Genomic DNA, 13,957 nt, shown 5'->3' with positions numbered 1-13,957 from the left:
ACGAAGGGAACGACTCGCTCATGGTCTTCGAACCGCCGAAGCGCCTGGTCAGGGCGCTCGGTGAGACGGCGCCGGACGGTGACGACTGGCTGGAGGAGCTGCCCGGGGCGGCGCAGCGGGCCGTCACGCTACGCGAGTTGACCGTGGAGCGGGTGCAGGTACCCGGCGGGCGCAGCAGCCTGGTCGTGCTGGTGCGGGCGGCGGACGGGACGCCGGCCGTGCTCAAGCTGGCGCCGGGCCGGGCCCGCCCGGAGGCGGAAAGGGCCGCGCTGGCGCACTGGGCCGGGCGGGGTGCGGTGCAGCTGCTGGAGCCCTTCTCCGCGGAGGGGGTCCTGCTGCTGGAGCGGCTGCATCCGGACGTGTCGGTGCGGTCGCTGCCGGAGGCGAAGGCGCTGCTGGAGGCGGCGGGGACGTTGCGGCGGCTGTGGGTGGAACCGCCCGCCGGCTTCCCCTTCGAGACCGTGGCCGAGCGGACCGGGCGGCAGGCGGCGGCGATGCGGGCGCGCGCGCAGGCCGCTCCCGAGGTGGCGCCCCTGGTCGGCGTGGCGCTCGCGGCGCGCGAGGAGCTGCTGGCCGCGCCGCCCGAACACCGGCTGCTGCACGGCACGTTCCGGCAGAGCAAGGTGCTCGCCGGGGAGCGGATGCCGTGGCTGGCCGTGGGACCCGACCCGGTGGTCGGCGAGTGCGCCTTCGATCTGGCCCGGCTGGTCCGGGACCGGGTGGAGGACCTGATCGCCCAGCCGTCCGGCGCGGCCACGACCCGGCGCCGGGTGAAGCGGCTCGCCGAGTCCCTGGACGTGGACCAGGAACGGCTGCGGGGCTGGACGCTGTTCCGGGCGGTGGAGTCGGGCGTGCGCGCCGGGCGGGTCGGACGGCCGCGCGATGCGGAGCTGCTGCTGGAGTTCGCGAGCTGGCTGTAGGGCGTGGGGCCGCAGGGCCCGCGTGCTGCGCCCCGGGCCGCCGGCTCGGACCGTGTCGTCGGGCACCGGGCGGACTGATTCGGCCAGTCCGCCCGGTGCTGCCGGTGCTACGCCGTGAGGCGGGCGACGGCCTCCTCGACGGTCAGTTCCTCGCGCTCGCCGGTGCGGCGGTCCTTCAGTTCCACCACGCCGTCGGCCGCGCGCCGGCCGGCCACCAGGATCTGCGGTACGCCGATCAGCTCGGAGTCCGTGAACTTGACGCCCGGGGAGACGCCGGGGCGGTCGTCGACCAGGACGCGGACACCGGCGGCGGCCAGCTTCTGGGAGATGTCCAGGGCCAGTTCGGTCTGGAGGGCCTTGCCGGCGGCGACCACGTGGACGTCGGCCGGAGCGACCTCGGCGGGCCAGCAGAGCCCCTTGTCGTCGGCGCTCTGCTCGGCCAGGGCGGCGACCGCGCGGGAGACGCCGATGCCGTACGAGCCCATGGTGACGCGGACCGGCTTGCCGTTCTGGCCGAGGACGTCGAGCTTGAGGGCGTCGGCGTACTTGCGGCCCAGCTGGAAGATGTGGCCGATCTCGATGGCGCGGTCGAGGACGAGGCCCGTGCCGCACTTCGGGCAGGGATCGCCCTCCTGCACGACCACGACGTCGACGTACTGGTCGACCTCGAAGTCGCGGCCCGCTACGACGTTCTTCGTGTGCGTGCCGGCCTTGTTCGCGCCGGTGATCCAGGACGTGCCGGGTGCCACGCGCGGGTCGGCGATGTACGTGACCTTCTCCAGGCCCCGCGGTCCGACGTAGCCGCGGACCAGGTCGGGGCGGGCCGCGAAGTCCGTCTCGGTGACCAGTTCGACGGTGGCCGGGGCGAAGTGCGCCTCGACCTTGTCCATGTCGACCTCGCGGTCCCCGGGGACGCCCACGGCGACGATCTCGCCGTCGACCTTCACGAGGAGGTTCTTCAGCGTGGCCGAGGCCGGGACGCCGAGGGAGGCGGCGAGGGTCTCGATGGTGGGGGTGTCGGGGGTCGGGATGTCCTCGGCGGCCGGCACGTCCGAGGCGTCGACAGACGTCAACTCGTACGTGATCGCCTCGGTGTTGGCGGCGAAGTCGCAGTTCGGGCAGTCGGCGAAGGTGTCCTCGCCGGCCTCGGCGGGGGCGAGGAACTCCTCGGACTTGGAGCCGCCCATGGCGCCGGCCGTCGCGGCGCAGATGCGGTAGTCGAGGCCGAGGCGCGCGAAGATCTTCTGGTAGGCCTCGCGGTGCAGGGCGTAGGACTTGGCGAGGCCCTCGTCCTCGGTGTCGAAGGAGTAGGAGTCCTTCATGAGGAACTCGCGGCCGCGCAGGATGCCGGCGCGGGGCCGGGCCTCGTCGCGGTACTTGTTCTGGATCTGGTAGAGGATCACCGGCAGGTCCTTGTAGGAGGACGCCTGGTCCTTCACCAGGAGGGTGAAGATCTCCTCGTGGGTGGGGCCGAGGAGGTAGTCGCCGCCCTTGCGGTCCTGGAGGCGGAACAGCTCGGGGCCGTACTCCTCCCAGCGGCCGGTGGCCTCGTAGGGCTCGCGCGGGAGGATGGCGGGGAGCAGGACTTCCTGGGCGCCGACGGCGTCCATCTCCTCACGGACGATCCGCTCGACGTTGGCCAGCACCTTCTTGCCGAGGGGCAGCCAGCTCCAGATGCCGGCGGCGGTGCGGCGTACGTAGCCGGCGCGGACGAGGAGCTTGTGGCTGAGGACCTCGGCGTCCGCCGGGTCGTCGCGCAACGTCTTCGCCAACAACTGGGACATGCGCTGGACCGGTGCGTTCGCCATGGTTCCTCTGCTCCTGCTGCTGGGGGTCCCCCGCTCGAGCGGAGCCGAGAGTGGGGGAAGGTGATGGCAGGAGGTTATCCGGGGGGTGCGCGGCGGTGGAAATCGGTTAACGACGGAGGAGCGGGAGCGGGGCTCCCATCACGGCGTACGGCTTCGGGGCACTCGGGAAGAGGACCTGGCGGGCGAGGTCCTGGTAGCCGAGGGAGCGGTAGAGGGCGCGGGCGGGGCTCTCGGTGTCGATCGCGGAGAGGATCGAGCGGGGTTCGGCGGCGTCGTCGGTGATCGTGGTGATCAGGGAGCGTCCGAGGCCGCGGTTCTGGTACGCGGGGTGGACGTGCAGTTCGGTGATCACGAAGCTGTCGTCGAGCCAGTGGTCGTTGTCCTGGGCGCGGAGGTAGGGCTCCACGACGGTGGACCACCAGTGGGTGCGGTCGTTGGGCATGCCGTAGACGAAGCCGACGAGGCTGCCGTCGGCTGTGGCGCCGAGGGCGCGGGCCCCTGGGTACGTCATGTGGCGCAGGACGATCTGGCGTCGGACGGCTACCTCGTCCGGGCCTAGGCCGAAGGCCACGGCTTGGACGGCCAGCGCCTCGTCTACGTGGGCGGAGAGGTCGAGTGGGCCGATCACCAGGTCCATGGCGGGGAGCCTACAGGGGCGGATTCGGTTGGCGTACGGGTGCGGGCCGCATGTGGTTGCTCGCGCCCACGCGGCGGAGCCGCACAGCGGATACAGCCCCGCGCCCCTGAGGGCCCTTCAGAACAGGACGCTCATGAACGCTCCCACTTCCCGGAAGCCCACCCTCTGATAAGCCCTTCTGGCCGCCGTGTTGAAGTCGTTGACGTAGAGGCTGACCACGGGGGCGACGTCGGCCAGGGCGTAGCGCAGTACGGCCGCCATGCCGGGGGCCGCCAGGCCGGTGCCCCGGTACTCGGGGGCCACCCACACACCCTGGATCTGGCAGGCGCGGTCCGTCGCGGCGCCGATCTCGGCCTTGAAGACGACCTTGCCGTCGGCGTCGAAGCGGGCGAAGGCGCGGCCGGAGCCGACGAGTTCGGCTACGCGGGCCTGGTAGAGCAGGCCGCCGTCACCGGCCAGCGGGGAGACGCCGACCTCCTCGGTGAACATCGCGACGCACGCCGGCATGATCCTCTCCATCTCGTCCTTGCGGACGCGACGGACGTAGGGGTCCGGGGTGAGGTCGGCCGGGAGGCGGTCGGTGACCATGAGCGGCTGGTGCCGGCGGACTTCGCGGGCCGGGCCCCACTGCGGTTCCAGCAGCCGCCACAGGTCGGAGGTGGCGCCGGAGGGGCCGACGATGGAGGAGCAGCGGCGGCCGGCCCTGCGCGCACGGTCGGCGAAGGCGCGAATGGCGCGCGGGCCGGCGCAGATCGGGACCAGGTTGGCGCCGGCGTAGCAGAGGGAGGTGAGGATGCCGTCCTCGTACCAGCCCCACATCTCGCCGCCGAGCCGCCACGGGTCGAGTCCGGCGATCTGCACACGGGACGTCACGAAGGCGTTCGCGACCGGCTCGCGGTCGAGGACGGCGAGCGCCGCGTCCAGGTCGCTCGGTTCGAGGACCCGTGAGGTGGTCTGCGTCAACACGTGCGGGCCTCACGAACTGGGGTTGCTGGTCTCCGCACTATAGCTGCGCTGCTTGAGCGGGACGCCTCCGAGCTCGGGGCTTCTGGGCCGGCGGGCGGCTGCGGGTCGTCTGTGGCTGGTCGCGCAGTTCCCCGCGCCCCCAGGAAAGGGCGCGGGGAAACCGGCGACAACAACATCAGCCCGCGACCGCCACCGACGGCTCACCCGAGGTCACGCCGTCCTTCTCCATCTGCTCGGCCAGCTTCATGGCCTCTTCGATGAGGGTCTCCACGATCTTGGACTCGGGGACGGTCTTGATGACCTCGCCCTTGACGAAGATCTGGCCCTTGCCGTTGCCGGAGGCGACGCCGAGGTCGGCCTCGCGGGCCTCGCCGGGGCCGTTCACGACGCAGCCCATGACGGCGACGCGGAGCGGGACCTCCATGCCGGTGAGGCCGGCGGTGACCTCTTCGGCCAGCTTGTAGACGTCGACCTGGGCGCGGCCGCAGGACGGGCAGGAGACGATCTCCAGGCCGCGCTCCTTGAGGTTCAGGGACTCCAGGATCTGGATGCCGACCTTGACCTCCTCGGCCGGGGGCGCCGAGAGCGAGACGCGGATCGTGTCACCGATGCCCTGGGAGAGGAGCGCGCCGAAGGCGACGGCCGACTTGATGGTGCCCTGGAAGGCCGGTCCCGCCTCCGTGACGCCGAGGTGCAGCGGGTAGTCGCACTGGGCGGCGAGCTGCTTGTAGGCCTCGATCATGACGACCGGGTCGTTGTGCTTGACGGAGATCTTGATGTCGCGGAAGTCGTGCTCCTCGAAGAGGGACGCCTCCCACAGGGCCGACTCGACCAGGGCCTCGGGGGTCGCCTTGCCGTACTTCTGGAGGAGACGCCGGTCGAGGGAGCCCGCGTTGACGCCGATGCGGATCGGGGTGCCGTGGTCCCGGGCCGCCTTGGCGATCTCCTTGACCTTGTCGTCGAACTGCTTGATGTTGCCGGGGTTGACGCGGACCGCAGCGCAGCCGGCCTCGATGGCCGCGAAGACGTACTTCGGCTGGAAGTGGATGTCGGCGATGACCGGGATCTGCGACTTGCGGGCGATGGTCGCGAGGGCGTCGGCGTCGTCCTGGGTGGGGCAGGCGACCCGGACGATCTGGCAGCCCGAGGCGGTGAGTTCGGCGATCTGCTGGAGCGTGGAGCCGATGTCGGAGGTGCGCGTCGTGGTCATCGACTGCACCGAGACGGGGGCGTCTCCGCCGACGGCCACGGATCCGACCTGGATCTGGCGGCTCTTCCGGCGCTCGGCGAGCTTGGTCGGAACGGACGGCATGCCGAGAGAAATCGCAGTCATCTGCTGTGCAACCCCAAGTCGTGGATCAAGGTCCGGTCCCGTGAGCAGCGGGCTCCGAGCTTCGAGATTACGGCACATGCCTCGGGGCGGGCACATCCCACCCACCGTGCCACCCGATGGGAGGCGGCCCGGCGAAAAGCATGCCGGGCCGCCGCGAACGCCGTATGACTAGGAGATTCTCACCGGGTTGACCACGTCCGCGATCAGGACCAGGATCGTGAAGCAGATGAAGATCCCCGCGACGACGTAGGCGACCGGCATGAGCTTCGCCACGTCGAAGGGGCCCGGGTCGGGCCGGCGCAGCACCTTGGCCGTGTTGCGGCGCAGCGACTCCCACAGGGCTCCCGCGATGTGGCCGCCGTCGAGCGGCAGCAGCGGGAGCATGTTGAACAGGAACAGGGAGAGGTTGAAGCCGGCGACCAGCATGAGGGCCATGGCCAGCTGCTGGGTGGGCGGGATGTCGAGGGTGAAGATCTCGCCGCCGACGCGGGCCGCGCCGACCACGCCCATCGGGGAGTCGGCCTCGCGCGGGGCGCCGTCGAAGGCCGCGTTCCACAGGGCGGGGACCTTGCCGGGCAGGGCGGCGAGGGAGTCGACGGCCTCGCCGATGCGGTCGCCCATCCAGGTCACGGAGTCGCCGAAGTCCTGCTTGACCACGCCCGTGGCGGCGCTGAAGCCGAGGAAGCCCGCCTGGACGTACTGGCCTTCGACGATCTGACCGGAGGAGTCCTTCTTGGCGACCTGGTTCGTGGCGATCTTCGCGTGCAGGGTGACGTCCCGGCCGTCCCGCTCGACGACGAGCGGCACCTCCTTGCCGGGGGTGGCGCGGATCAGGTCGGAGAGCTTGTTCCAGTCGTCGGTCTTCACCCCGTCGAAGGAGACGATCTTGTCGCCCGCCTTGAGGCCGGCCGCGGCGGCCGGGGCGGCCGGGTCGCCCTTCTCGCACTTGTCGCGGTTCTCGTTCTGCGCGATGACGCACTGGGAGACCGAGCTGACCGTGGTGGTCTGCTGGGTGATGCCGAAGCCCATCAGGACGGTGAGGAACAGCGCCACCGCGAGGACCAGGTTCATGAAGGGGCCCGCGAACATCACGATCACGCGCTTCCAGGGGGAGCGCGTGTAGAACATGCGGTTCTCGTCGCCCGGCTTGAGCTCCTCGTAGGCGGCGGTACGGGCGTCCTCGATCATGCCGCGCCACGGGGAGGTGGAGCGGGCCTCCATCCGGCCGTCGGGCCCGGGCGGGAACATGCCGATCATGCGGATGTAGCCGCCGAACGGGATGGCCTTGATGCCGTACTCCGTCTCGCCCTTGTTGCGCGAGAAGAGGGTGGGGCCGAAGCCGACCATGTACTGCGGCACGCGGATGCCGAAGAGCTTGGCGGTGGACAGGTGCCCCAGCTCGTGCCACGCGATCGAGAACAGCAGGCCGACCGCGAAGAGGAGTATGCCGAGGATGAACATCAGGGTCGTCATGCACGGGCCTCCGCCGTCTGTGCCGCCAGTTGCCGGGCCCGGGTCCGCGCCCAGGTCTCCGCTTCGAGGACGTCCGACACGGTGAGTGAGGTTCCCGTACGCGGGGTGCCGTGCTCCTCGACGACCCGGGTGACGGTGTCCATGATCCCGTCGAAGGGCAGTGCGCCCTGGCGGAACGCCTCCACGCACTCCTCGTTGGCCGCATTGAACACCGCCGGGGCGGTGCCCGCGAGCTCGCCCACGTGCCGGGCGAGGTTCACCGAGGGGAAGGCCTCGTTGTCGAGCGGGAAGAACTCCCAGGTCGAAGCCTTGCTCCAGTCGAAGGTGGGCGCCGCGTCGGGCACGCGCTCGGGCCAGCCGAGGCCGATGGCGATGGGCCCGCGCATGTCGGGCGGGGTCGCCTGGGCCAGTGTCGATCCATCCGTGAACTCAACCATCGAGTGGACATACGACTGGGGATGCACGACGACCTCAATGCGGTCGAAGGGAATGTCGTAGAGGAGGTGCGCCTCGATGACCTCCAGGCCCTTGTTGACGAGGGTCGCGGAGTTGATCGTGATGACCGGGCCCATGGCCCAGGTGGGGTGCGCGAGGGCGTCCTCGACGGTGACGCCCGCGAGCTCGGCCTTCGTGCGGCCGCGGAAGGGGCCGCCGGAGGCGGTGACGACCAGCTTGCGGACGTCGGCGCGGGTGCCGGCGGCCAGGGCCTGGAAGAGGGCGGCGTGCTCGGAGTCGACCGGGATGATCTGCCCGGGCTTGGCGAGGGCCTTGACCAGCGGGCCGCCCACGATGAGCGACTCCTTGTTGGCGAGCGCGAGGGTGCGGCCCGCCTCCAGGGCGGCCAGGGTCGGGGCGAGTCCGATGGAGCCGGTGATGCCGTTCAGGACGGTGTGGCAGTCGGAGGCCGCGACCTGGGACGCCGCGTCCGGGCCGGCGAGGATCTCGGGGAGCGGCCCGCTCGTGCCGTACTGCGCGGTGAGCGCCTCACGCAGGGCCGGTACGACGTCCTCGCGGGCCACGGCGACCGTCCGCACCCGTAGCCGGTACGCCTGCTCGGCGAGGAGGGCGACCCGGCCGCCGTTGGCCGAGAGGCCGGTGACCCGGAACCGGCCGGGGTTGCGCAGCACGAGGTCGATGGCCTGGGTGCCGATGGACCCGGTGGAGCCGAGGATCACCACGTCCTTGGGGCCGTCTCCCGCTACGGGGTCGTAGACCAGATGCGGATCGGCGAGGGGGGCTGGACTGTCGCTCATTGCTCCATTGTTGCCGTAAGGCCGGTGTGTGAGGACAGCGCATCCCCCTCACGGGGGCGCGCGCCATACCGGCGCACGCCCCTGTGAGGGCCGGGTCTACCTGATGGGCCGGTGGACGTTCTCCCGCTGCGACGGTCCCGGTGTCGCGTCCGCGATCCAGGGCCCCTCGCCCGACGGGTCGACGATGCCCTGCTCCAGCCACTCGTACGTGCCGGACAGGACGCCCTTGACGACCTTGCGGTCGAGGTCGTCGGTGTTGGTCCACAGGCGGGTGAAGAGCTCCTCGACGCGGATCCTGGCCTGGCGGCAGAAGACGTCGGCGAGCTGGTAGGCCTCGCGGCCGTGGTCGCCCTGGCTGCGCAGGAGCTCGGCCCGCACGCAGGACGCGCTCATGGCGAACAGCTCGGCGCCGATGTCGACGATCCGGCCGAGGAAGCCCTGCTTGGACTCCATCCGGCCCTGCCAGCGGGACATGGCGTAGAAGGTGGAGCGGGCGAGCTTGCGGGCGGTGCGCTCGACGTAGCGCAGGTGCCCGGAGAGGTCCACCTCGTGCTTGAACTCGCTGTAGGAGGCGGGCAGCCGGCCGGGGCCCGCGACCAGCTTCGGCAGCCACTTGGCGTAGAAGACGCCGGCGTTCGCACCCGCCCTGGCCTTGTCGCCGAGGGACTTCTCGGGGTCGATGAGGTCGCCGGCGACCGAGAGGTGGGCGTCGACGGCCTCGCGGGCGATCAGCAGGTGCATGATCTCGGTGGAGCCCTCGAAGATGCGGTTGATGCGCAGGTCGCGCAGGAGCTGTTCGGCGGGGACGCCGCGCTCGCCGCGGGCCCTCAGGGACTCGGCCGTCTCGAAGCCGCGTCCGCCGCGGATCTGGACGAGCTCGTCGGCCATCGTCCAGGCCATCTCGGAGGCGTAGAGCTTGGCGAGGGCGCCTTCGATGCGGATGTCGTTGCGGTCCTCGTCGGCCATCTGCGAGGCCAGGTCCGTCACGGCCTCCAGGGCGAAGGTGGTGGCCGCGATGAAGGAGATCTTGGAGCCCACCGCCTCGTGGTGCGCGACGGGCTTGCCCCACTGCTCGCGGGCCGCCGACCACTCCCGGGCGATCTTCAGGCACCACTTGCCGGCCGCGACGCAGGACGCCGGCAGGGAGAGCCTGCCGGTGTTGAGCGTGGTCAGGGCGATCTTGAGGCCCTGGCCCTCCTCGCCGACGCGGTTGGCGGCGGGGACGCGGACCTGGTGGAAGCGGGTGACGCCGTTCTCGATGCCGCGCAGGCCCATGAAGGCGTTGCGGTTCTCGACGGTGACACCCGGCGCGTTCGTCTCGACGACGAAGGCGGTGATGCCGCCGCGGTGGCCCTCGCTCTTCGGGACCCGGGCCATGACGACCAGCAGGTCGGCGACGACGCCGTTGGTGGTCCACAACTTCACGCCGTCGAGGACGTAGTCGTCGCCGTCCGGGATCGCGGTGGTGGCGAGGCGGGCCGGGTCGGAGCCGACGTCGGGCTCGGTGAGCAGGAAGGCGCTGATGTCCGTGCGGGCGCAGCGCGGCAGGAAGCGCTCCCGCTGCTCCTGGGTGCCGAACAGTTTCAGGGGCTGGGGCACGCCGATCGACTGGTGCGCGGAGAGCAGCACGCCGATCGCGGCGCTGGCCGAGCCTGCCAGGGAGAGCGCCTTGTTGTAGTACACCTGCCCGAGGCCGAGGCCGCCGTACTTGGTGTCGATCTTCATGCCGAAGGCGCCGAGCTCCTTCAGCCCGTCGATCACCTCGTCGGGGATGCGGGCCTCGCGCTCGATGAGGGCCCCGTCGACCTTCGTCTCGACGAAGTCGCGGAGCTTGGCGAGGAACTCCTCGCCGCGCTGGGCCGCCTCGTCGTCCGGGAGGGGGTGGGGATGGATGAGGTCGAGCCGGAAGCGGCCGAGGAACAGCTCCTTGGCGAAGCTGGGCTTGCGCCAGTGCTGTTCCCGGGCGGCCTCCGCCACCTCACGGGCCTCCCGCTCGGTGACGGCGGGACGGGAAGAAGGGGTGGTGGAAGCGGACATGAGGGGCACCTCGCCGCAACTAGAAGATGGAGGACCGTTTCGTTACCGACCAGTGCTACTGGATCGTTGGTACCCGAATCCGGACGCTCCCACCAGTCCTCGCGCGTCCGTTCAGCCGAAGGGGGCGCGGCACGCCCGGCACTTGTCGCGCGCCCGACGACGGTGTTGCATCGAGGTGCCGTCCCGGTGGACGAGTCCTGCTCTGAGAGCGCTCCGGAAAATCCGCATCGAAGCGCTTCGACAACCTATGGACACCCACTCCTGCTGGAGCTACTGTCGAACCACCCTCCCCCACCCTTATCAGCTACGCGCACTGTCGAAGCGCTTCACAAGAGCTTGGAGAGCTGGATGGTCACCCTCGCCGAGGTCGCCCAGCACGCCGGAGTCTCGGCGAGCACGGTGAGCTATGTCCTCAGCGGCAAGCGGTCCATCTCCGCGAACACCCGGCAGCGGGTCGAGCGGAGCATCCGCGAGCTCGGGTACCACCCGAACGCCGGGGCCCGTGCCCTGGCCAGCAGCAAGTCGAACATCATCGCGCTGATGGTCCCGCTGCGCACGGACATGTACGTGCCCGTGATGATGGAGATCGCCATCGCCGTGGCGACCTCCGCCCGCGCCCACGGGTACGACGTGCTGCTGCTCACCGGCGAGGAGGGCCCCGACGCGGTGCGCCGCGTGGCGGGCAGCGGGATCGCCGACGGGATGATCCTGATGGACGTCGAGCTCGACGACGAGCGGCTGCCGCTGCTGCGCGCGACGGACCAGCCGTCCGTGCTGATCGGGCTGCCCGCCGACACCGCGGGGCTGACCTGCGTCGATCTGGACTTCCGGGCGACGGGCGCGCTGTGCGTGGAGCACCTGGCCAAGCAGGGGCACCAGGACATCGCCGTCGTCGGGGAGGCTCCTGCCGTCTACGAGCGGCACACCGGCTTCGCCGAACGCACCCTGGACGGGCTCAGGACCCGTTCCCGGGAGCTGGGCGTGCGGCTGCTGCACCGGCCGTGCGAGGGCGGGTACGACGCGATGGCGGTGACGCTCGCGCGGATCCTCGACGAGCGCCCGGACACCTCGGGGCTCATCGTGCAGAACGAGTCGGCGGTGGAGCCGCTGCTCGCGCTGCTGCGGCAGCAGGGCCGGGCCGTGCCGGAGGACGTGTCGGTGGTCGCGGTCTGCCCGGACCAGGTCGCGATGCAGGCCTCGGTGCGACTCACGTCGGTGGCCATCCCCGCGCAGGAGATGGGGCGGCACGCCGTGGAGCACCTGGTGGCCAAGCTCGACGGGCGCGGCAGCGACGACGTCGTGCTGATCGCGCCCGAGCTGACGGTCCGGGGGAGCACGGGGCCGGCGCCGAGCCGGTCGTAGTCACTCCCTGCCATTGAACAGCGCCCCTTCCGGGGCACCCCCATGTCTGCTTCCGCACAGGAGCCCGCCTCGTGAACAAGCCTGCTGAAACCCAGCCCCAGGTGAGCCTGGCGCAGTCCTCCCCGACCGTCGGCACGTTCCGCGAGCGGGACGGCGCGCTGGAGTGGAGCGGCCGCCAGGAGACCCTCCGGATCGAGCCGTGGGGTCCGGACGCGGTCCGGGTACGTGCCCGGCTCGGCGGCCCGGTCCTCGAAGGACTCCCGGGCGCCCTGCTCGACGAGGCTCCCGCGACGGCGGCCACGGTGAAGATCGAGGACGGCCGCGGGCAGCTGACCGTCGGCGCGCTCACCGTCGAGGTGAGCGCCGAGGGTCTGATCCGCTTCCTGCGCACGGAGGACTCCGAGGAGATCCTCGCCGAGGACCGCGCCCACTTCTGGTGGCCCGGCTCCCGCCTCTACACGGCCGTCGGCAACGGCCACCACCGCCTGGAGCAGCGGTTCGCCGCCTACGACGACGAGAAGCTGTACGGCCTCGGCCAGCACCAGCACGGGCGCCTCGACCAGAAGGGCCTGGTCCTGGACCTGGTCCAGCGCAACGCCGAGGTCGGCATCCCGGTGCTCAGCTCCAGCCGTGGCTACACCCTGCTGTGGAACAACCCGGCGATCGGCCGGGTGGAGCTGGCGCACAACGGCACCCGCTGGGTCGCCGACTCGGCCCGGCAGATCGACTACTGGATCACGGCGGGCGATCCGGCCGACGGCCAGCGCCGCTACAGCGCGGTGACCGGCCGCAGCCCGATGCTGCCGGAGTGGGCGGCGGGCTTCTGGCAGTGCAAGCTGCGCTACCGCACCCAGGACGAACTGATGGCGGTGGCCCGGGAGTACAAGCGGCGGGGGCTGCCCATCTCGGCGATCGTCTGCGACTTCTTCCACTGGACGCACCTGGGCGACTGGAAGTTCGACCCGAAGGAGTGGCCGGACCCGGCGGCGATGGTGCGCGAGCTGGAGGAGCTCGGCATCAAGCTGGTGGTGAGCGTCTGGCCATCGGTGTCGCCGCTCAGCGAGAACCACCCCGTCCTGGAGCAGCGCGGCTGGTTCATCGGCACCCAGTACGGGCCGATGGCGCACGCCGACTGGCCCGACAAGGAGGTCGCCTCCACCGTCCAGGTGGCCTTCTACGACGCCACCAACCCGGAGGCCCGGGAGTTCGTGTGGTCGAAGGTGAAGGAGAACTACCTCGACCCGTACGGCATCACGGCGTTCTGGCTGGACGCCTGCGAGCCGGAGCTGAAGCCCGGCTTCCAGGAGAACCTGCGCTACTGGGCGGGCCCGGGCCTGGAGGTCGGCAACGCCTACCCGGCGGAGAACGCCCGCACGTTCTACGAGGGCCTGGCCGCCACCGGCGAGGAGGAGATCGTCACCCTCAACCGCTCGGCGTGGGCGGGCAGTCAGCGCTACGGCGCCGCCCTGTGGTCCGGTGACATCGGCACGGACTTCCCGACCCTGCGCCGCCAGATCGCGGCCGGCCTCAACACCGCCCTGTCGGGCATCCCGTGGTGGAACACCGACATCGGCGGCTTCCACGGCGGCGACCCGGACGACCCGGCCTACCGGGAGGTGATGGTCCGCTGGTTCCAGTTCGGCGCGCTGTCCCCGCTGATGCGGCTGCACGGCTTCCGCGACCCTGGCATGCCGCTGGGCCCGGAGATGACGGGCGGCCCGAACGAGGTGTGGTCGTACGGCGAGGAGGCCGGGGCGATCCTGGAGCGGTACCTGCGGCTGCGCGAGCGGCTGAAGCCGTACGTTATGGACGTGATGCGGGCGGCCCACGAGGAGGGCCTGCCGGTGATGCGGCCGCTGTTCCTGGAGTTCCCCGACGACCAGGCGGCCTGGTCGGTCGACGACTCCTACCTGTTCGGCCCCGACCTGCTGGTCGCCCCGGTGCTGACGGCCGGCGCCACCGCCCGTACGGCGTACCTGCCGGCCGGGGCGTCCTGGACGGACGCGTGGACGGGTGAGACGTACGAGGGCGGCCGGGCCGTGACGGTCGACGCCCCGCTGGACCGCATCCCGCTGTTCCTGCGGGACGGGGCACGGCTGCCTGTAGCGGAGTAGCCGTGCGGAGGGGACGGCCGGGGCGCGGGCCGCAGTCGGGTTCCGGCCGTCTCC

10 protein-coding genes are annotated in these 13,957 nt (G+C 71.3%); 3 read left to right on the top strand and 7 right to left on the bottom strand.

Annotation, left to right across the window (positions count from 1 at the left end):
- Positions 1 to 20 precede the first annotated feature (20 nt).
- Positions 21 to 920, top strand: a complete 900-nt coding sequence (locus A4E84_RS29110; RefSeq protein ID WP_062929373.1) for an aminoglycoside phosphotransferase family protein — start codon at positions 21 to 23, stop codon at positions 918 to 920.
- 107 nt (positions 921 to 1,027) lie between these two features.
- Here the strand turns inward: A4E84_RS29110 and A4E84_RS29105 are convergent, their stop codons facing one another.
- The 7 genes from A4E84_RS29105 to A4E84_RS29075 form a co-directional block, all read right to left on the bottom strand.
- Entirely contained in the window at positions 1,028 to 2,728 is a 1,701-nt protein-coding gene (locus tag A4E84_RS29105; protein ID WP_062929372.1) for a proline--tRNA ligase, read from the bottom strand.
- Positions 2,729 to 2,834: 106 nt separating this feature from the next.
- Positions 2,835 to 3,365 (bottom strand): GNAT family N-acetyltransferase, encoded by a 531-nt coding sequence (locus tag A4E84_RS29100; protein WP_062929371.1) that lies wholly within the window; start codon positions 3,363 to 3,365, stop codon positions 2,835 to 2,837.
- 117 nt (positions 3,366 to 3,482) lie between these two features.
- Entirely contained in the window at positions 3,483 to 4,331 is an 849-nt protein-coding gene (locus A4E84_RS29095) for a GNAT family N-acetyltransferase (protein ID WP_062929370.1), read from the bottom strand.
- Between the two features lie 175 nt (positions 4,332 to 4,506).
- Positions 4,507 to 5,664 (bottom strand): flavodoxin-dependent (E)-4-hydroxy-3-methylbut-2-enyl-diphosphate synthase, encoded by a 1,158-nt coding sequence (gene ispG / locus A4E84_RS29090; RefSeq protein ID WP_062929369.1) that lies wholly within the window; start codon positions 5,662 to 5,664, stop codon positions 4,507 to 4,509.
- Positions 5,665 to 5,832: 168 nt separating this feature from the next.
- Positions 5,833 to 7,125, bottom strand: a complete 1,293-nt coding sequence (locus tag A4E84_RS29085) for a M50 family metallopeptidase (RefSeq protein ID WP_107308524.1) — start codon at positions 7,123 to 7,125, stop codon at positions 5,833 to 5,835.
- An 8-nt stretch (positions 7,126 to 7,133) separates the two neighbouring features.
- Positions 7,134 to 8,390 (bottom strand): 1-deoxy-D-xylulose-5-phosphate reductoisomerase, encoded by a 1,257-nt coding sequence (dxr, locus tag A4E84_RS29080; RefSeq protein WP_062929367.1) that lies wholly within the window; start codon positions 8,388 to 8,390, stop codon positions 7,134 to 7,136.
- Positions 8,391 to 8,486: 96 nt separating this feature from the next.
- Positions 8,487 to 10,427, bottom strand: a complete 1,941-nt coding sequence (locus A4E84_RS29075) for an acyl-CoA dehydrogenase family protein (protein ID WP_062929366.1) — start codon at positions 10,425 to 10,427, stop codon at positions 8,487 to 8,489.
- Positions 10,428 to 10,775: 348 nt separating this feature from the next.
- Here A4E84_RS29075 and A4E84_RS29070 point away from each other — a divergent pair, with 348 nt between their 5' ends.
- Together A4E84_RS29070 and A4E84_RS29065 are read left to right on the top strand one after the other, a co-directional pair.
- Complete coding sequence (locus tag A4E84_RS29070; protein WP_062929365.1) at positions 10,776 to 11,789, top strand: LacI family DNA-binding transcriptional regulator; 1,014 nt, start codon at positions 10,776 to 10,778, stop codon at positions 11,787 to 11,789.
- A 71-nt stretch (positions 11,790 to 11,860) separates the two neighbouring features.
- Positions 11,861 to 13,903, top strand: coding sequence for a glycoside hydrolase family 31 protein (locus A4E84_RS29065; protein ID WP_062929364.1), 2,043 nt, complete (start codon positions 11,861 to 11,863; stop codon positions 13,901 to 13,903).
- Positions 13,904 to 13,957 lie beyond the last annotated feature (54 nt).

The organism is Streptomyces qaidamensis, from assembly GCF_001611795.1.
Classification (GTDB): domain Bacteria; phylum Actinomycetota; class Actinomycetes; order Streptomycetales; family Streptomycetaceae; genus Streptomyces; species Streptomyces qaidamensis.
This window is presented reverse-complemented; position numbering and strand designations above follow the sequence as displayed.